The following is an 18,863-nucleotide window of genomic DNA, read 5'->3' on the forward strand; positions in this document are numbered from 1 at the left end:
TAAGGAGGTGATCCAGCCCCAGGTTCCCCTAGGGCTACCTTGTTACGACTTCACCCCAGTCATGAACCACACCGTGGTAAACGCCCTCCCGAAGGTTAAGCTATCTACTTCTGGTGCAGCCCACTCCCATGGTGTGACGGGCGGTGTGTACAAGGCCCGGGAACGTATTCACCGTGGCATTCTGATCCACGATTACTAGCGATTCCGACTTCATGGAGTCGAGTTGCAGACTCCAATCCGGACTACGACAGACTTTAAGGGATTCGCTCCACTTCGCAGCTTCGCTGCCCTCTGTATCTGCCATTGTAGCACGTGTGTAGCCCTACTCGTAAGGGCCATGATGACTTGACGTCGTCCCCACCTTCCTCCGGTTTATCACCGGCAGTCTCCCTGGAGTTCCCACCATTACGTGCTGGCAAACAAGGATAAGGGTTGCGCTCGTTGCGGGACTTAACCCAACATTTCACAACACGAGCTGACGACAGCCATGCAGCACCTGTCTCAGCGCTCCCGAAGGCACACCTCTATCTCTAAAGGCTTCGCTGGATGTCAAGAGTAGGTAAGGTTCTTCGCGTTGCATCGAATTAAACCACATGCTCCACCGCTTGTGCGGGCCCCCGTCAATTCATTTGAGTTTTAACCTTGCGGCCGTACTCCCCAGGCGGTCTACTTAATGCGTTAGCGCCGAAAGCCAAAGTCTTAAACCTCAACCTCCAAGTAGACAGCGTTTACGGCGTGGACTACCAGGGTATCTAATCCTGTTTGCTACCCACGCTTTCGCATCTGAGCGTCAGTCTTTGTCCAGGGGGCCGCCTTCGCCACTGGTATTCCTTCAGATCTCTACGCATTTCACCGCTACACCTGAAATTCTACCCCCCTCTACAAGACTCTAGCCTGCCAGTTTCAAATGCGGTTCCGAGGTTGAGCCCCGGGCTTTCACATCTGACTTAACAAACCGCCTGCATGCGCTTTACGCCCAGTAATTCCGATTAACGCTCGCACCCTCCGTATTACCGCGGCTGCTGGCACGGAGTTAGCCGGTGCTTCTTCTGCAGCTAACGTCAAGCCGTGCACGTATTAAGTACACGACCTTCCTCACTGCTGAAAGTGCTTTACAACCCGAAGGCCTTCTTCACACACGCGGCATGGCTGCATCAGGGTCTCCCCCATTGTGCAATATTCCCCACTGCTGCCTCCCGTAGGAGTCTGGGCCGTGTCTCAGTCCCAGTGTGGCTGATCATCCTCTCAAACCAGCTAAGGATCGTTGCCTTGGTAAGCCATTACCTTACCAACTAGCTAATCCTAACTGGGCCCATCCCAACGCGATAGCTTACATGTAGAGGCCACCTTTGGTCCTGACTCTAACGAATCAAGACATTATGCGGTATTAGCCGTCGTTTCCAACGGTTATCCCCCTCGTCAGGGCAGGTTCCCAGCCGTTACTCACCCGTCCGCCGCTCGACGTCCAGTAAATCCACCGAAGCTTCAATACTGCCGTTTCCGCTCGACTTGCATGTGTTAGGCCTGCCGCCAGCGTTCAATCTGAGCCATGATCAAACTCTTCAATTAAAGTTTTGGTGTTTGCTTTCCCAAAGAAAAGACAAACGGCTCGATAAATACTGTTTTGTTCGTCTCTTGCGAGACAAACGAATTGACTGTGCCGAACAACGTAAACGTTGTTTCGTATTGGTCACTCAGTTCATCGAATAAATCTTTTTGTCTATTCTGAACGAGTGCCCACACAGATTGCATAGGTCAAATTGTTAAAGAGCGTGTCGATTCGTGGTCGGCATTTCGTGACTTACGTCTCGTTGCCCCGTCGACAGGAAGCGCAGTATAGAGATCTCAGTTTTTACCGCAACCCCTAAATATAAAAAAAAAGCGCCTCGCTACCTGTTTGCTCACAAAACAAGCAAAGGTAGCCAAAAGGCGCTTTTCTTGGTGGCGAGCGCATAAGGTGGCTGGTCCTCACGCGCCCTTGTGTGCTCAATCGTTAGTGCGAGTGTGATTGCCGTCTTTCTTCCGCGCGCTCTTTAGCTCGGCAGTAGCGTACTGAGCCCCACGCCATCAGCAAAAGAACAAAAGGGATCGCTCCAGCTGTCCATTGTGCCCAAGTATAGTAGGCAAGTGTTTCTATGATGATGACATGGCCAAGGATCAATAAAGCCGCGCAAATTATCGCAACGACCATCATACTGAGTTCTGATTTCATCCTTTCCCCCTTAATGTTGTGCACGCATTGAGTCTATCGAGGGAGACACGCTGAGGATTAGTACAGATAGTTCAGTATTCAGCTGTGACAGTTGATTGCACAGATAAAGCTGAGAGCGACGTCGCAATCTGTTTGAGCCCCTCCAAGCTTTGAGGATTATTTAGCGCCCCTGTGTTTTGCCTACCCACAACCGACACATTGAGTCGAAAGCAGTGATTGAAGCGTCCGTCACTGGCAAACAGTGCCCCCGGTGCGATAGTCACGCCATATGGCCTCAAAGCTTGAAAAAGTACATGCGTATCGACGCGCTTATCGAGCTCAACCCATAAAAAGTAACCCCCTTTAGGCTGACTAATCCGTGTAGAGGCCGGTAGTAATGCCTTAAGTTCTGCTCGAATCAACGCTTGACGGGCAAACAAGGTTTCGCGCAATCGCCGTAGATGCGAATCATAACCACCTTGCTTTAAATAATCGGCAATCGCCAACTGGTTGGGCGCGCCCACAGCCAAGCTCGAGACAGACTGACGCTTCTCTATTTGCATCGCATAACACCCTGCCGCTATCCAACCAACACGGAATCCGGGGGCCAGCTGTTTCGAAAACGAGCCACAGTGCAGTACGCCGCCCTGTGTATCATACGCTTTAAGCGGCATCGGTCTGGCTTCGGCGAAGAAAAGCTCCCCATAGACGTCATCTTCTATTAACGGTACTTGATACGTCGCCAATAAGTTGACGACATCAGGCCTACGTGGAGCAGGTATCGATGCACCGGTGGGGTTATGGAAGTTGCTCATCAACCAACACGCACTGATCGAGTGAGACGCAAGCGCATGTTCCAGTGCATGGATATCGACCCCTGTTTCAGGGTCAACCGTGACGGGAACGGCTTCAAGCTGTAAACGTTCGAGTGTCTGCAACACCCCGTAGAAGGCGGGGGCTTCAATAATCACTTTGTCGCCTGGCTCGGTCACTGCCGCCAAAGACAGACTCAATGCCTCTATCGCCCCATTAGTAATAATGATTTCATCAATACTGACTTTAATTCCCTGACGAAGATAGCGCTGTGCAATCAGTCGACGTAAACCACTATCGCCCGGCGGTAAAATGGTAAAGTGATCGGGATGAGAGGATTGACGCAGCACGCGCGCCATCGCACGGCCAAGCGCTTGCATAGGAAATAGTTGAGGATCAGGAAAAGCGGAGCCAAATGGATAATACGCGCCTTTATGGCTAGCACTGATCACATCAAACACATCTTGATGGGTGTCAAGCCATTGAGATTGCGCTTGTGGCCGCGCCAATGCATCTACCGCGAGCTTGTTATAATGAGGGCGGACAAAAAAGCCAGAGCGCGGGCGCGCCTCAACCCACCCATCGGCTTCTAATTGCTCATAAGCTCTCATTACCGTCATTGGGCTGACATGTTGAAGCCGACTCATCTCCCTCACCGAAGGGATCCGATCACCGACTTGCCAAACACGCTGCTGAATTTGTGTTTCTATCCAGCTGGCAATGTCTCGATAACGCATTTGCACACTGCTACTCCCTGTTATTGCCCTGACGGAGATCATACCTTGGCAAGTAACAATTGACGGGATGGAATGTAGCGGAGTGTGACCTGATCAGCGCTAATCTTTACCCACAACGAAAAAAGCCCCAGTCTTTCGACTGGGGCTTTCTTGGGATTTGGTGCCGAGAGAGGGACTTGAACCCTCACACCCGTTAAGGCGGCGGATTTTGAATCCGCTGCGTCTACCAATTCCGCCATCTCGGCAAGTGGGGGGAATTATACGTACCGACCTTTGGAGTGCAAGCAATAAAAATAAAAATCCGTTCGTTCGCACTATTTTTAACCAATTCAAGTCATTCAGCCACATTGATGCTGAATTTGTCCCCAAAAGACATCGCAAAACCGAGGTAGAAGCTTACTCACTGTCAACCAGTCTATGCTAGGCTAGCAGCGAATTGAGGACTGGGATGTGAACAATCAAATGCAAACTTCTTCTATCGCTTGCCCAACCGCAGGCTTTTTTCGGCGTTTAGCCGCTTGGCTTTATGATCTCCTCGTCGTGGCAGCTTTGCTCATGCTCGCGGGAGGGGGAATGATGGCAGTACTCGCACTGGCACAGGTGCTAGGCATGTCGATTGCGCCTTACCAAGACATCAGTGACTTCTTAACCCATCATCCAATTGTCAATCCGCTTTATACCGCGTATCTGGCCTGTGTCATCGGTGGTTTTTATGGCTACTTTTGGTGCAAGGCCGGACAGACGCTGGGTATGCGCGCGTGGCGACTCAAGCTACAGAACACCGATGGCAGCAATATCCGCCCCACCCAAGCGGTAATTCGTTTGGCCACTGCCTGCTTTGGTCTCGGTAATCTGGTTGTCATCTTTGATATTAATAACCGCGCATTTCAAGACCACTTCGCCGAATGCGACATGATTGTGCTCCCCAAGCCGGTTAAGAACAAAAAAAACTAATCACCTCTTTCGATTGGGCACCTGCTGCGTGCCCTGCCCTACCTACCGGCTCACCGTTATAAATTGATATAAGACAATAAATAGGTTGATTTTTACCTATTCATCTATCCGCTATATTTTGAGTTTTATTCACCACATGCAAAGCAGCTAATTGACTAAATAATCACAACTTGCACATAAACTCATCTTTAAATCAACCTTCAGCACCGTAAAAGAAGTGCACCCAAGGTTATTTAATCCATAAAAATCCAAGCAGCACAAAAAAAGAGAGTGATAGCTACGCATAAATAACAGTGCTGCATTCATTTTTATTAAAAACATCTGTTTGGTTGCTTATTAACCGCCTCGTCTTTTGTGAGATATCACTAAGAAGTAAAAAGGGAACCACTTTTACAATGAATACAAAGCCATGTACCACGGCATAAGAATAATAAATAACGTGAAATTAACGGAATTACCTCAACACGTGTAGCGCACTATAGATGCTAATAAGAGGTATGAGGAGAAAGTATGAGTACTCACAGTGTTCCCCAAAAAAAAGGCTGGCTCTCGAACTTAAAGTTCCCGTCTGCCTATACCATTCTATTCATTCTTATCGCCGTCGTCGCCGCCCTAAGTTGGGTGGTGCCCGCCGGGCAATACGACCGCACTCTTAACGAAGAACTGGGTCAACAAGTGCCAATATCAGGTACTTATCAGCAAGTTGAAAGTAATCCGCAAGGTATCGTTGATGTCCTTTTGGCCCCCATTGATGGCTTTTATAACCACCAAACGTATGAAGCCGCCGCCATTGATGTCTCGCTGTTCATTCTGATCATTGGTGGCTTTTTAGGGCTGGTCACCAAAACCGGTGCCATTGATGCGGGGATTGAACGCGTCACTAAACGCCTAGAGGGACGCGAAGAGTGGATGATCCCCATTTTGATGGGCTTATTTGCCGCCGGGGGCACAATTTATGGTATGGCGGAAGAGTCATTGCCTTTTTATACGCTACTCGTGCCTGTGATGATGGCCGCGCGTTTTGATCCTGTGGTGGCAGCGGCAACGGTACTGCTTGGGGCAGGGATAGGTACGTTAGGCTCAACCATTAATCCCTTTGCGACCGTCATTGCCGCCAATGCAGCAGGGATCCCTTTTACTGATGGTATTCTGCTTCGCCTTGCCATCCTCGTCATTGGCTGGTTTATCTGCGTCGCTTATGTCATGCGCTATGCACGTAAAGTGCGGGCTGACCAAAGCCATTCCATTGTTTATGACCAGTATGAAAGTAATAAAAAACATTTCCTTGGCGAGCACGATGATAATCAAAGCTTAGACTTCACCGCCACACGTAAGGTCATCCTTACCATTTTTGCCGGTGCATTCGCGGTCATGATTTATGGCGTCTCCTCGCTCGGGTGGTGGATGGCAGAGATCTCCGCCGTCTTCCTGGGGGCTGCGATCATCATTGGCCTGATTGCACGCATGAGCGAAGAAGAAATCACCACCAGCTTTATTGATGGGGCAAGAGATCTGCTCGGTGTGGCGCTGATCATCGGCATTGCCCGTGGGATCGTGGTGATTATGGATAAAGGCATGATTACCGACACCATCCTTAACAGTGCCGAGAGCTTAGTCAGCGGTTTATCTTCTTTCGTCTTTATTAACGTGATGTATTGGCTGGAAGTATTACTGTCATTCTTGGTGCCTTCCTCATCTGGCTTGGCAGTGCTCACCATGCCAATTATGGCGCCATTGGCCGACTTTGCGAACGTCGGGCGTGAATTGGTGGTAACCGCCTATCAATCGGCTTCGGGGATCGTCAATCTCGTTACACCTACCTCCGGCGTAGTCATGGGGGGTTTGGCCATTGCCCGCGTGCCTTATGCGAAATGGATAAAATGGGTCGCCCCCTTGCTTGGCATTCTTACCATTATGATCATGGCCATGCTTAGCCTTGGCGTCATGTTATAATATCAGTCATCAACTTAGCGTAGCGCGCACTGCTATCAAGCAGTGCGCTTTTTTATATCTATCACGTCCCCTGCTACCCGCGCCCCCCTTCCCCACTTCGTTCACACTGAGATTACATTATTAACACAAAGCGATTTAATACCGATCGTCATCACAAATAAAAACAAAAATCGGTCGGCATTTGTTAAATATAAAAACCACTAAAGATAATCATTCATTTGATCCGCATAAGGTGAAAAGAGAACAAAATACAAAAGGCATAAAAAGTATAAACCCACCGCTAAAAACCTAGCACTTTAAAAATAATACCGCTAAGCACTCAGTAAAAGTGACTAAATATTAAAAACCATTTTTTAATACTGCCATAAATACCATTAACACAGGGTAAAAACCCCGAAATGTAGGCTGTGGTTTCAATGTGATCTAACTTCAAGTTCAACCGGCTCACCGCGTTAGAATAAATCTGTACCCAATAAGAAATCTGCACTTTTTATTTCCCTTCCGATAAAAAGCCAAGCAGAGATATACGGAGAAAGAAAGATGAACAACTTCTATGTCGGCTCTGAAATTGGTCAATTACGCACCGTGATGTTGCACCGCCCCGAGCGTGCTTTAACCCACCTGACCCCCTCAAACTGTCATGATTTACTTTTCGACGATGTTCTGTCAGTGGAACGGGCGGGGGAAGAGCATGATAAATTCGCTCAAACGCTACGTGATCAGGGCGTTGAGGTGTTATTGCTGCAAACCCTACTGGCCGAAACCCTGGATGTCCCCGAAGCCAAAGCCTGGTTGATGAACCTTAAGATCTCGGACTATACTTTTGGCCCGTCATTTGCGAACGATATTCGCTGCTACCTCAATGATCTCCCCCACCACGAACTCGCATCCATGTTCCTAGGGGGGCTAGCGTACTCCGAGCTACCGATTGCCTCGACCTCGATGTTACAAGCGATGCACGCCCCATCCGACTTTATCATTGACCCCTTGCCTAACCACTTATTCACACGTGACACCTCGTGCTGGTTATATGGTGGTGTGTCGATTAACCCCATGGCCAAGCCGGCACGTAAGCGTGAAACGAACCACTTGCGTGCCATCTACAAATGGCACCCTCGCTTTTCGAACGGCGACTTTATTACCTACTTCGGTGGCGAGAACATTGATTATGACAATGCCACCATTGAAGGCGGCGATGTCACTGTCTTAGGGAAAGGCGTGGTATTGATTGGCATGTCTGAACGCACTACGCCACAAGGGGTGGAAAATCTCGCATCCAGCCTGTTCAAACACGGCCAAGCCAAGCAAGTGATTGCCATGGAGCTGCCAAAACATCGCTCCTGCATGCATCTGGATACCGTGATGACTCACATGCGTGAAGACACCTTCTCGGTGTACCCCGAAGTGATTCGCAAAGACATCCAATGTTGGAGTCTGACCGGTGACCGTAGCGGCCACCTCAATGTGCGCGAAGAAGACTACTTCCTCACCGCCATCGAAAAAGCCCTCGATGTCGGCCCACTGAACCTGATCACCACGGGCGGCGATAGCTTTGAAGCGGAACGTGAACAGTGGAATGACGCCAACAACGTCTTGACCGTTCGCCCAGGTGTGGTCGTCGGCTACGAGCGCAACACTTATACCAACGAGAAATACGACAAAGCCGGGATCACTGTTCTCTCCATCCCGGGTGATGAGCTGGGTCGCGGCCGCGGCGGCGCACGCTGCATGAGCTGCCCGATTCATCGTGATGGTATTTAATCCTCGCATGGGCTGAGCGCTTGGCTCAGCCCCCACCGGCTGTAGAGAGTATGATTATGAATAAACCCACTGTCGTCGTTGCATTAGGTGGCAACGCCCTCCTGCGTCGAGGCGAGCCTTTAGAAGCCGACATTCAACGCGCCAACATTGCCAAAGCGGCGAAAACCATCGCGGCAATTGGTGAGCAATACAATGTAGTGCTTGTCCACGGTAATGGCCCCCAAGTTGGCTTACTGGCCCTGCAGGGGCTCGAATACAAATCCGTTACTCCTTACCCTTTAGATGTACTTGGCTCTGAAACCCAGGGCATGATTGGCTATATGCTGATGCAAGAGCTACATAACTTAGCACCAGAGCAACACGTATCTTGCATGCTCACGCAAATGACGGTGGATCCCAAGGATCCGGCATTCGCCAATCCCACCAAACCAATTGGCCCTGTGTATGACCAACAAGAGGCGAATCAGCTTGCTGACAAGTATGGCTGGGATATTAAACCGGATGGCCAATATTTCCGCCGGGTGGTACCTAGCCCACAACCCACTGGCATTATTGAGGATGATGCCATTGCCAGTTTGATCAAACAGGGGCATTTAGTGATTTGTACCGGCGGTGGCGGTATCCCAGTCATTCAAGAGGAGGGGCAACTCAAAGGTATTGAAGCGGTCATTGATAAAGATATGTCTGCTGCGTTTCTCGCCCGTCAAATCAATGCCGATGCGCTGCTTATTTTGACCGATGCCGAAGCGGTTTACCTAAATTATGGTGAGCCCAATCAACGCGCACTTGCCGACACAACGCCCGATGCTCTCAGCCAATATACCTTCGATGCGGGCTCTATGGGGCCAAAAATCGATGCCTCCTGCGAGTTTATTCGCCAAGGCGGCAAGCTAGTAGGGATTGGTGCCCTCGAAGATGGCCTTGCGATTTTGGCAGGCCAAGCCGGCACACGTATTCGTCCACACTCAGTCAATAACAACAATATTTCTCACGGCCAACCTGCGCCTGCACAAGCCTGAGACCCATAACAAAGAGGATTGCCCATTATGGCTTTTAACCTACGCAACCGTAACTTCTTAAAACTGCTGGACTTCACACCTCGTGAGATCCAACACTTTATCGACATGGCGATTGAACTCAAAAAAGCCAAATACAACGGTTATGAAACACCGCGTCTGAAAGGTAAGAACATTGCTCTGATCTTTGAAAAGTCGTCAACACGCACCCGTTGTGCCTTTGAAACCGCTGTGTTTGATCAAGGCGGCCAGGTGAGCTACATCGGCCCAACAGGCTCACAAATTGGCCATAAAGAATCGATGAAGGACACCGCTCGCGTATTGGGGCGGATGTATGACGGCATTGAGTACCGTGGCTTTGGCCAGGATATTGTCGAAGAGCTGGGTGAGTTCGCAGGGGTACCTGTCTGGAATGGGTTAACCACCGAGTTTCATCCTACGCAAATTTTGGCTGACTTAATGACCATGCTCGAACATGGCCGCGGCAAGCAGTTACACGAAATGCGCTTTGCATACCTCGGCGATGCCCGAAACAATATGGGGAACTCCCTGATGGTCGGTGCCGCGAAAATGGGAATGGATATTCGCTTAGTGGCTCCGAAAGCATTCTGGCCGGAAGAAGATCTCGTCGCACAATGCCGCGAAATCGCAGAGCAAACCGGCGCACGCATTACGCTCACCGAAGACGTACAAGAAGGCGTGAAAGATTGTGACTTCTTGTACACCGATGTCTGGGTGTCGATGGGAGAGTCTAAAGAAGCGTGGGACGAGCGCGTCGCGATGATGAAACCCTATCAAGTTAATAAGGATGTGGTGAAAGCCACGGGGAACCCGCACGTGAAATTCATGCACTGTCTCCCTGCCTTCCATAATAACGAGACCACAGTAGGGGCAGAAATCGAAGAAAAGTATGGGTTAAAAGGCCTAGAAGTCACCGAAGATGTGTTTGAGTCAGACTGCTCGATTGTGTTTGACGAAGCAGAAAACCGCCTCCACACCATCAAAGCGGTGATGGTTGCCACCCTTGGCGATTAACGCCATCTGACTCTGGGCGCCGCTCGGCGCCCTATTTCTCAATATTGATACCACCCAGTGACACCCATCAAAGTTTCCTATAAAAGCAACTGATAGCATATGCGATTGAATCACGCATTATCAGCTTTATACACTGATATCGACGTGAAATGCCGTTTATTATAAGGGGTTGCCCGTGGTTAATGATGCAATTCTATCGGTAGAAACCGCCACACCGGAGGACGATATCCTCTCTGCGTGTCGACACCTGCTGCAAACGCAAAGCTTTACCACCCAAGACGCCGTGCGCCAGCAATTGGTTCAACTTGGCTATCTTGATGTCAGCCAGTCCACCGTTTCACGCCTACTATCCAAGCTCGGCGTCGCCAAAGTGCCCAATGCACATGGGCAAAAGGTTTACGCGCTCAGTGGAGAGATGGAGCCTGTCTACGCGGTATCTTCTGTCGGCTCGCAAATCGATGACATCACCTGTAGCCAAGCCATGGTGGTCGTGAAAACGCATCCAGGCGGCGCACAGTTGATCGCTCGCTTACTCGACTTGCACCGACATCCTTTGATCTTAGGAACGGTTGGCGGGAACGACACTGTCCTGGTGGCCCCCCGCCAGCTCAATGAGCTTGCTGCCTGCGAACAAGTGGTTCGAGACCGCCTCGCCCCTGAGTAAACGGCTTTACGTGGCAAGCTAACCGTTGCAGACTATAGGTGTCGCTTTTTATAACAAAGGAACTAACAATGACCCAAGTACTGCAAACCGAGCAGGCACCAGAAGCTATTGGTCCGTATTCGCAAGGCGTTGACCTTGGCAACATGGTGCTGACCTCAGGTCAAATTCCCGTCAACCCAGTGACTGGCCAGATCTCGCCTGAAATCACCGCACAAACCCGTCAGTCTCTCGACAACGTGAAAGCAGTGGTTGAAGCTGCTGGGCTTAAAGTGAATGATATTGTTAAGCTCACTGTGTTTGTCAAAAACATGGAAGACTTTGCCGATGTCAACAAAGTGTATGGTGCGTTCTTCGATGAGCACGGTGTGGAAAGCTATCCTGCTCGTTCATGCGTTGAAGTCGCACGCCTGCCCAAGGATGTTGATATCGAAATTGAAGCGATTGCGGTGCGCCAAGCCTAATTGGTAAGCGACGGCAACGAAAAGCTATTTCAGCGAAAAGCTACTTCAACCAAAAGCTAATGCAAAACCGGCGCCTCCAGGCGCCGCTTTTTTATCTCGTGGTTGCATAGCGCACGCTTATCAACAGCGCGCCATCACATCGATACGTGATAAAACGTCAGCAAACCAAGCGGTGAAGCGCTCGGGAGCATCCACCATCGCCTGCTTGACTTCCCCTTCAGACCACCAGCGGCAGTCTGCTACTTCATCTGGGTTAGGGATCATGTCGACATGGCTGACTTCACAGGCGATGACTTGGTCCCATTCATGCTCTATCAACCCGTTATCCAACTCGGCACGGTATTCAAAACAAGAGCCTAGGGTAAAATCAAGCGGGCGCGCAATGCCTAGCTCTTCGTATAAACGCCGTTTCGCCGCCGCTGCAACCGGCTCATCTTGTTTGGGGTGCGAGCAGCACGTATTGGTCCACAGCCCGCCACTGTGATACTTGTCCAACGCGCGACGCTGCAGCAAGTACTCACGCTCACCCTGTTCGTTGCAACGAAACAACATCACTGAGAAGGCCAGGTGCAGCCATCCTTGCTGATGGGCCTCCAACTTTTCAGCGATCCCTTGAGGTTCACCGCTCGGTGAGACCAAAACCACATGGTGGCGCTGGGTTGAAGTCATAAACCTATCCTCAATTAGCGAACGCCTTGGTTGCGCTCCGCCACTTCTGCATCAAGCTGTTCGAGCTTGTTTTTCATCACCTGATGGCAATGCTTAGCGAGGTCACGGACATTGTCTTTATCGTAGCCCGTTGACGAAATCGGCGCCATCACTTCAACAATCACATGGCCGTTGTTCCAACGGTTCGCTTTTAGGTGATGTGTCGAGCTACATACGATTGGAATCAAGGGGACGTTCGCGCCAATAGCAGCATGAAATGCGCCGGTTTTGAAAGGTAACAAACCACGTCCACGTGAGCGTGTCCCTTCAGGAAATAACCATACGCTCAATTGTTTGGCTCGGATTTTCTCTGTCACCTGTGCAATGGTGCCCATGGCTTTACTGCGATTGGCACGATCAATCAACACGTTGCCCGTGAGCCAATACAGCTGGCCAAAAATGGGGATCCATAACAGGCTTTTCTTCCCCACGGTGACCGCGCCAGGCATCAACGCATTCGATAAGGTCACCATATCCCAATTACTTTGGTGGTTGGCAATACACACGCTAGCGCCAGGCTCACGCGGGGCCCCTTCCGCGAAGCGCAGTTCAAGGCGAATCCCGAACAAAACAGAGAGGCGTCCAAACCACTTACTGATATGGTAGCAATTACGAGGATTGCGAGGGCTTAACAAGCAATACAACCCACCAAAAACAAACAGTAAAACAGCGACAATCAATAAAGCCAGCAGTCGCACGACAAAAATCATTTCTCTCTCCAAAGAGCAGGCGTGAAAGGCGAGTCAGTATACCGATTCAGCGCAAAAATGCACCCGCTCCGCCCCTGGAGTCAGGGGCGGTAGCGACTTAGCGTTCGGGCAGGATCTCGATGTGATCGACACGCTGAAGACCACGCGGCAGCATACTGCCTCGTCGACCTCGCTCGCCACGATAATGCGTGAGATCATCCGGTTTTAAGGTCAGTTTGCGTTTCCCAGCATGCAAGGTCACCCCGGCATTGGCTGGCACCACATACAGTTGACTTAACACCTCTTCACGTGATTTGGCACGTGCGCCAGGAATATTAATGATCTTATTCCCTTTCCCTTTACTCAGTTGCGGAAGCTCATGGACCGGGAACACCAGCATGCGGCCTTCATTGGAAATCGCGACAATCAAATCGCTTTCCAAATCCACAACCTGGCGTGGCGGCATCACTTCAGCCTGATCAGGCACGGTCAGTAAGGCCTTACCGCTGCGGTTTTTGGATAACATATCCGCTTGCTTACAGACAAACCCATAACCGGCATCCGAGGCCACCAATGTGAACTGTCCCTCATCGGCCATTAGTACATGACGAATCGACGAGCCTGGGGTGATATTAATTCGCCCGGTAATCGGCTCACCTTGGCTGCGTGCTGATGGCAAGGTGTGCGACTCTATGGCATAACTGCGACCATCAGAACCCAGGAAAACCGCGGGTTGATTAATTTTGCCCGGTGCTGCGTCGAGGAACTTATCGCCTGCTTTGTAGTTAAGGCCAGAGGCATCCACATCATGCCCTTTGGCGTGGCGGATCCACCCTTTATCTGAGAGCACCACAGTGATGGGTTCGCTGGGGACCAAGTCACGCTCGGTTAACGCTTTGGCCTCTGCTCGCTCAACCAGCGGGGAACGGCGGTCGTCCCCGTATTTTTCCGCATCCGCGAGGATTTCTTTTTTGATTAAGGTATTCAAGCGACGATCGGAGCCAAGCAGTTTCTCGAGCTTATCGCGCTCTTTGCTCAATTCATCTTGCTCACCACGGATCTTGATTTCCTCAAGCTTGGCTAACTGGCGTAATTTGATCTCAAGGATCGCCTCTGCCTGTTTCTCGCTCAAACCAAAACGTGCAATCAGCTCGGCTTTTGGCTCATCCTCACTGCGGATGATTTCAATCACCTCATCAATGTTCAGGTAAGCGGCGAGTAAGCCCTCCAGAATATGCAGGCGAGCGAGGACTTTTTCCAGCCGATGCTCAAGGCGACGTCTCACCGTCTGGCGGCGGAACGTTAACCACTCAGATAAAATGCCCTGTAAGCCTTTGACTTGCGGGCGTCCATCCAGGCCAATCATATTGAGGTTAACGCGGTAATTCTTCTCTAGATCGGTCGAGACGAACAAGTGATCCATCAGTTGATCACAATCGACACGGTTAGAGCGCGGCACAATCACAATCCGAGTCGGGTTTTCATGATCCGACTCATCACGGAGATCGTCCACCATCGGCAGCTTTTTCGCCCGCATTTGATTGGCGATTTGCTCTAGCAGCTTAGCGCCTGACACTTGATGAGGCAGCGCAGTGATCACGATTTCATTGCTTTCTTTATGCCACAGCGCGCGCATTTTGATAGAGCCACGGCCGCTAGCATAGAGCTTTTTCAAATCTGACTTCGGCGTGATCACTTCCGCTTCGGTGGGGTAGTCAGGCCCCTGCACATGCTCCAGTACACCGTCTAAGTCTAGGCTCGGCTTATCGATCATTGCGGCCAAGGCATTAGCAAGTTCACGCGCATTATGTGGCGGAATATCTGTCGCCATCCCCACCGCAATCCCGGTGATCCCATTGAGGAGAATATGCGGTAAGCGTGCCGGCAAGGTTTTAGGCTCTTTCATGGTGCCATCAAAATTAGGCCCCCATTCAACCGTCCCTTGCCCGAGTTCTTGCAGCAACACTTCAGAGAAGCGTGATAAGCGTGATTCCGTGTAACGCATCGCCGCAAACGATTTAGGATCGTCAGGCGCCCCCCAGTTACCCTGACCGTCCACCAGCGGATAACGATAGGAAAACGGCTGGGCCATCAATACCATGGCCTCGTAACACGCCGAGTCGCCATGAGGATGGTATTTACCCAATACATCCCCGACAGTACGCGCCGATTTTTTATATTTTGCCGTGGCAGATAGCCCCAGCTCTGACATCGCGTAAATGATCCGGCGCTGCACTGGCTTTAAGCCATCGCCGATAAACGGCAGTGCGCGATCCATGATGACGTACATCGAGTAATTGAGGTATGCGTCCTCAGTGAACTGGCGCAGAGCAAGCTGCTCTACCCCATCATAAGTCACCTCTGTCATGCGAATAAGATCCCGTTATAGTAATTTAGATATCGATAAGCTCGGCCATATCGCCTTTTTGCTGCAGCCAATGGCGGCGATCCTCTGCCCGTTTTTTACCCAGCAGCATATCCATCAATTGCTGCGTCTGCTCATCATCATCAATAGTGAGCTGAACCAGGCGACGAGTATTGGGATCCATGGTGGTTTCACGCAGCTGTAACGGGTTCATTTCCCCCAAACCTTTAAAGCGTTGCACATTGATTTTGCCGCGTTTATTGCTCAAACGCTCAAGGATCCCTGCTTTTTCATCTTCATCCAAGGCATAAAAGACCTCCTTGCCACAATCGATGCGGTAAAGCGGCGGCATTGCCACATACACATGACCAGCCTGAACCAAGGCTCTAAAGTGTTGCATAAAGAGTGCACATAGCAAGGTCGCAATATGTAGGCCATCGGAGTCCGCATCGGCGAGGATGCAGATTTTATCGTAACGAAGATTCCCCAAGTCCCCAGAATCAGGGTCAATGCCCAGCGCCACAGAGATATCATGTACTTCTTGAGAGGCCAATACTTGGTCTGCGGAGACTTCCCATGTATTGAGGATCTTACCTCGAAGCGGCATCACCGCTTGAAATTCGCGATCCCGAGCCTGCTTAGCTGACCCACCTGCCGAGTCACCCTCGACCAAAAATAGCTCGGTGCGACTCGAGTCTTGCATCGCACAATCTGTGAGCTTTCCAGGTAGCGCGGGGCCTGATGCCACCTTCTTACGCACCACCTTTTTCGCGGCACGCATGCGACGATGGGCACTGGCAATACACACTTCCGCCAAACGCTCAGCAAGGTGGGGACGCTCATTGAGCCACAAACTAAAGGCATCTTTGACCACCCCAGACACAAACGCCGCACATTGACGAGAGGACAAGCGCTCTTTGGTTTGCCCCGCAAACTGTGGGTCTTGAATTTTAACCGAGAGCACGTAGGCACAACGCTCCCAGATATCGTCGGCGGTCAGCTTAACGCCGCGCGGGAGAAGGTTACGGAACTCACAGAATTCGCGCATCGCTTCCAGCATCCCTTGGCGCAAGCCATTCACATGCGTGCCACCTTGTGCCGTTGGGATCAGGTTGACATAGCTTTCTGTGGTTAGCTCGCCCCCTTCAGGTAACCAAATAACCGCCCAATCCGCCGCTTCGGTCTGACCACTGAATTCGCCGATAAAAGGTGTTTCCGGCAGGACTTCATAGCCTTTGACACTGTCAGCCAGGTAGTCTTTCAACCCATCTTGGTAACACCAGGACGTGGTCTCGTCGGTGTTTTTATCAGTGAGATTGACCGTCAATCCCGGGCACAGCACCGCCTTGGCTTTTAAGATGGTTTTAAGACGGGTAAGTGAAAACTTGTCAGAGTCAAAAAACTGGCCGTCTGGCCAAAAATGCACACGCGTACCACGGTTGCGACGACCACAGGTACCGGTCACGGTTAAATCTTGTACTTTGTCGCCATTTTCAAAGGCAATGTCGTAGACTTGACCATCGCGCTTAACGGTAATCTCTACCCGATGAGACAATGCGTTGACCACGGAGATCCCCACCCCGTGTAAACCACCGCTAAATTGGTAGCTTTTGTTGGAGAACTTACCGCCTGCATGCAGTTTGCATAGAATCAGCTCAACCCCAGAGACGCCTTCTTCAGGGTGAATATCAACCGGCATCCCGCGACCATCATCGATCACTTCCAGTGACTGATCGGCATGGAGAATCACATCAATCTTGCTGGCATGGCCGGCTAACGCTTCATCAACACTATTGTCGATGACTTCCTGCCCAAGATGGTTAGGGCGACTGGTATCTGTATACATACCGGGGCGTCGGCGCACGGGCTCGAGCCCATTGAGGACTTCTATCGATCCTGCGTTATAATTTTGTTCTGTCATAATCGATTGGCTTAATAAATGTGATGACATGGTCAGCAAGGGGGATCCGCTTGTCAAGCGCGGTGCCAGATTGCCACAAGTTTCTGTGAGCTGCTATCCGTCTGCTGGGAAGTAAAGGCTAAGATAGCACGAGCCTGCGTCTGCGTGCCTCTGTTTCAATGCCTCTGGCGTGATAGTGCGCTAGATACCAAGAAACTGGAGGATATCCCCACAGTAACGTTCAAAGCCCACAAAGCTATGGTCGCCTCCCGGCTCAACCGTTTGTTGACTGGCACTAAATTTTTCCACTGCTTGGCGATAGTCCAGCACCTCATCACCTTCCTGTTGCAATAACCAAAATCGCTCAGGATGAGATAAGACAGGCACATCAATCTCACGCAGGGCGTGGATATCGGCGGCCTCGAGGGTGTAGCGTTCTTGGGTGTAAGGATTAACTTGTTCCCCAACATAATCTTGCAAGAGTTCGTAAGGGCGAACGGCGGGATTAACCAGCACAGCGGGCAGTTGATAACGCTCACTCAGCCAGGTGGCCAAAAAGCCCCCCAACGAACTTCCCACCAAACCCAGCCGATGGGTTTCGCTAAAGCGCGTGATCAGTTCTGTCAGCAACTGCACGGTGGGCTCAGGGTGACTGGGCAGTTGTGGCACCAACACCTCAATATCACCACGATGTTGGGCGCAATAGGCTTGCATCTGTCTCGCCTTTAACGATTGCGGCGAGCTGTTAAAGCCATGAAGATAAAGCAACGCTGATGGCATGATTAATATCCGCTGGAATCGAAGTCTGGCCGAAAATGCTGACCGGTTATACGCACCACTTGCGTGTCTACGCGTCCGTCGTCATACAGCTCAAGCCAGCGCCAACCTGGGTTCTGGTTGTCGAGCGCAAAGTCGTGTGAGTCCGGCATAAACTGGATACAGGTGGAGGGCGCCGCCATCACACGCGTGCCTTGATAACCCACATCCAATGCCTGATGAATATGCCCACACACCACAATTTTCGCTTGAGGGTGACGCGCCATCACTTGCCAGAATGCCTCTCGATTAGCCAGTTTGTGCTGATCTAACCAGGTGCTTCCTGCATCCAACGGATGGTGGTGCAGCAACACCAACGCATGACGTTCAGGGTGCGCGCTTAAGTGTGTATCCAAAAGGTTCAGTTGCGCTTGTGATAACTCACCGTGCGGCACACCGGCCACCTGACTGTCGAGCAGCACCATTTGCCAGTGCTCCCCCAACAGGACTTGCGAGCAAGAGCGAAGGGTATTTGACTGTAATACCGCGCTCATTTCTGGCTGATAATCATGATTCCCCGGAAGCCAAAAGCAAGGCTGTGACCACCGGGCGATACCGTCGACAAAACGACGATACGATAAGGCAGAGTGATCTTGGGACAGATCCCCCGTGGCAATAATAGCGTCAAAAGTCGGGTCAGTGGCACTGATGGCATCCAGCACCGCATGGTAGCTGCGAAGCGTATTAATACCCAGCAAGCTACCCTGCTCACTCGCAAACAGGTGTGTGTCGGTGATTTGCAAAAGACGAATACAATCGCCGTCGGCGTTATCTATCTGGCAAGACTGCAACGTTGAAAA

General features: G+C 50.9%; 15 protein-coding genes, 1 tRNA gene and 1 rRNA gene. 7 read left to right on the forward strand and 10 right to left on the reverse strand.

Going from position 1 to position 18,863, the window contains the following annotated elements; genetic code table 11:
* From FCN78_RS11120 to FCN78_RS11135, 4 genes are all read right to left on the reverse strand, one after another.
* A 16S ribosomal RNA gene (locus FCN78_RS11120) occupies positions 1 to 1,569 on the reverse strand.
* Between the two features lie 424 nt (positions 1,570 to 1,993).
* Positions 1,994 to 2,212, reverse strand: a complete 219-nt coding sequence (locus FCN78_RS11125) for a hypothetical protein (RefSeq protein ID WP_069361744.1) — start codon at positions 2,210 to 2,212, stop codon at positions 1,994 to 1,996.
* A gap of 71 nt (positions 2,213 to 2,283) precedes the next feature.
* Entirely contained in the window at positions 2,284 to 3,741 is a 1,458-nt protein-coding gene (locus FCN78_RS11130; RefSeq protein WP_235607574.1) for an aminotransferase-like domain-containing protein, read from the reverse strand.
* 158 nt (positions 3,742 to 3,899) lie between these two features.
* Positions 3,900 to 3,986: transfer RNA gene (locus tag FCN78_RS11135), tRNA-Leu, on the reverse strand.
* 217 nt (positions 3,987 to 4,203) lie between these two features.
* Between FCN78_RS11135 and FCN78_RS11140 the strand changes: the two genes are divergently transcribed.
* The 7 genes from FCN78_RS11140 (at position 4,204) to FCN78_RS11170 (ending at position 11,585) form a co-directional block, all read left to right on the forward strand.
* Complete coding sequence (locus FCN78_RS11140; RefSeq protein ID WP_077459654.1) at positions 4,204 to 4,695, forward strand: RDD family protein; 492 nt, start codon at positions 4,204 to 4,206, stop codon at positions 4,693 to 4,695.
* A 510-nt stretch (positions 4,696 to 5,205) separates the two neighbouring features.
* Positions 5,206 to 6,648, forward strand: coding sequence for a YfcC family protein (locus FCN78_RS11145; RefSeq protein WP_077659271.1), 1,443 nt, complete (start codon positions 5,206 to 5,208; stop codon positions 6,646 to 6,648).
* A 540-nt stretch (positions 6,649 to 7,188) separates the two neighbouring features.
* A complete protein-coding gene (gene arcA / locus FCN78_RS11150; protein ID WP_077650657.1) occupies positions 7,189 to 8,409 on the forward strand; it encodes an arginine deiminase in 1,221 nt (406 codons plus the stop codon).
* 56 nt (positions 8,410 to 8,465) lie between these two features.
* Positions 8,466 to 9,428, forward strand: a complete 963-nt coding sequence (arcC, locus tag FCN78_RS11155) for a carbamate kinase (RefSeq protein ID WP_077650656.1) — start codon at positions 8,466 to 8,468, stop codon at positions 9,426 to 9,428.
* Positions 9,429 to 9,455: 27 nt separating this feature from the next.
* Positions 9,456 to 10,460: an ornithine carbamoyltransferase gene (argF, locus tag FCN78_RS11160; RefSeq protein ID WP_077459420.1), complete on the forward strand. Its 1,005-nt coding sequence runs from the start codon at positions 9,456 to 9,458 to the stop codon at positions 10,458 to 10,460.
* 175 nt (positions 10,461 to 10,635) lie between these two features.
* Positions 10,636 to 11,124 (forward strand): arginine repressor, encoded by a 489-nt coding sequence (locus tag FCN78_RS11165; protein WP_077521713.1) that lies wholly within the window; start codon positions 10,636 to 10,638, stop codon positions 11,122 to 11,124.
* Between the two features lie 68 nt (positions 11,125 to 11,192).
* Positions 11,193 to 11,585: a RidA family protein gene (locus FCN78_RS11170; RefSeq protein WP_069361728.1), complete on the forward strand. Its 393-nt coding sequence runs from the start codon at positions 11,193 to 11,195 to the stop codon at positions 11,583 to 11,585.
* Between the two features lie 120 nt (positions 11,586 to 11,705).
* Here FCN78_RS11170 and idi read toward each other — a convergent pair whose 3' ends face one another.
* From idi to cpdA, 6 genes are all read right to left on the reverse strand, one after another.
* Positions 11,706 to 12,254: an isopentenyl-diphosphate Delta-isomerase gene (idi, locus tag FCN78_RS11175; protein ID WP_077659272.1), complete on the reverse strand. Its 549-nt coding sequence runs from the start codon at positions 12,252 to 12,254 to the stop codon at positions 11,706 to 11,708.
* 14 nt (positions 12,255 to 12,268) lie between these two features.
* Positions 12,269 to 13,003: a 1-acylglycerol-3-phosphate O-acyltransferase gene (locus tag FCN78_RS11180; protein ID WP_069361726.1), complete on the reverse strand. Its 735-nt coding sequence runs from the start codon at positions 13,001 to 13,003 to the stop codon at positions 12,269 to 12,271.
* Positions 13,004 to 13,100: 97 nt separating this feature from the next.
* Positions 13,101 to 15,350: a DNA topoisomerase IV subunit A gene (gene parC / locus FCN78_RS11185; RefSeq protein WP_077659273.1), complete on the reverse strand. Its 2,250-nt coding sequence runs from the start codon at positions 15,348 to 15,350 to the stop codon at positions 13,101 to 13,103.
* 25 nt (positions 15,351 to 15,375) lie between these two features.
* Entirely contained in the window at positions 15,376 to 17,268 is a 1,893-nt protein-coding gene (gene parE, locus FCN78_RS11190; RefSeq protein ID WP_077659328.1) for a DNA topoisomerase IV subunit B, read from the reverse strand.
* Positions 17,269 to 17,448: 180 nt separating this feature from the next.
* Positions 17,449 to 18,036, reverse strand: coding sequence for an esterase YqiA (yqiA, locus tag FCN78_RS11195; protein WP_162274072.1), 588 nt, complete (start codon positions 18,034 to 18,036; stop codon positions 17,449 to 17,451).
* On the reverse strand, positions 18,030 to 18,854 hold the full coding sequence (gene cpdA / locus FCN78_RS11200; RefSeq protein WP_077650655.1) for a 3',5'-cyclic-AMP phosphodiesterase: 825 nt from the start codon (positions 18,852 to 18,854) through the stop codon (positions 18,030 to 18,032). The genes yqiA and cpdA overlap by 7 nt, the downstream gene beginning before the upstream one ends.
* Between the last annotated feature and the right edge of the window lie 9 nt (positions 18,855 to 18,863).

It is taken from the genome of Salinivibrio kushneri, assembly GCF_005280275.1.
GTDB classification, from domain to species: domain Bacteria; phylum Pseudomonadota; class Gammaproteobacteria; order Enterobacterales; family Vibrionaceae; genus Salinivibrio; species Salinivibrio kushneri.

What these genes read in the sequence shown, in the direction of transcription:
- FCN78_RS11130 (WP_235607574.1), bottom strand. Translation starts at nt 3,741, where the DNA reads ATGCGTTATCGAGACATTGCCAGCTGGATAGAAACACAAATTCAGCAG.
- parC (WP_077659273.1), bottom strand. Translation starts at nt 15,350, where the DNA reads ATGACAGAGGTGACTTATGATGGGGTAGAGCAGCTTGCTCTGCGCCAG.
- FCN78_RS11170 (WP_069361728.1), top strand. Translation starts at nt 11,193, where the DNA reads ATGACCCAAGTACTGCAAACCGAGCAGGCACCAGAAGCTATTGGTCCG.
- argF (WP_077459420.1), top strand. Translation starts at nt 9,456, where the DNA reads ATGGCTTTTAACCTACGCAACCGTAACTTCTTAAAACTGCTGGACTTC.
- FCN78_RS11140 (WP_077459654.1), top strand. Translation starts at nt 4,204, where the DNA reads ATGCAAACTTCTTCTATCGCTTGCCCAACCGCAGGCTTTTTTCGGCGT.
- arcC (WP_077650656.1), top strand. Translation starts at nt 8,466, where the DNA reads ATGAATAAACCCACTGTCGTCGTTGCATTAGGTGGCAACGCCCTCCTG.
- FCN78_RS11125 (WP_069361744.1), bottom strand. Translation starts at nt 2,212, where the DNA reads ATGAAATCAGAACTCAGTATGATGGTCGTTGCGATAATTTGCGCGGCT.
- parE (WP_077659328.1), bottom strand. Translation starts at nt 17,268, where the DNA reads ATGACAGAACAAAATTATAACGCAGGATCGATAGAAGTCCTCAATGGG.
- idi (WP_077659272.1), bottom strand. Translation starts at nt 12,254, where the DNA reads ATGACTTCAACCCAGCGCCACCATGTGGTTTTGGTCTCACCGAGCGGT.
- arcA (WP_077650657.1), top strand. Translation starts at nt 7,189, where the DNA reads ATGAACAACTTCTATGTCGGCTCTGAAATTGGTCAATTACGCACCGTG.
- FCN78_RS11145 (WP_077659271.1), top strand. Translation starts at nt 5,206, where the DNA reads ATGAGTACTCACAGTGTTCCCCAAAAAAAAGGCTGGCTCTCGAACTTA.
- FCN78_RS11180 (WP_069361726.1), bottom strand. Translation starts at nt 13,003, where the DNA reads ATGATTTTTGTCGTGCGACTGCTGGCTTTATTGATTGTCGCTGTTTTA.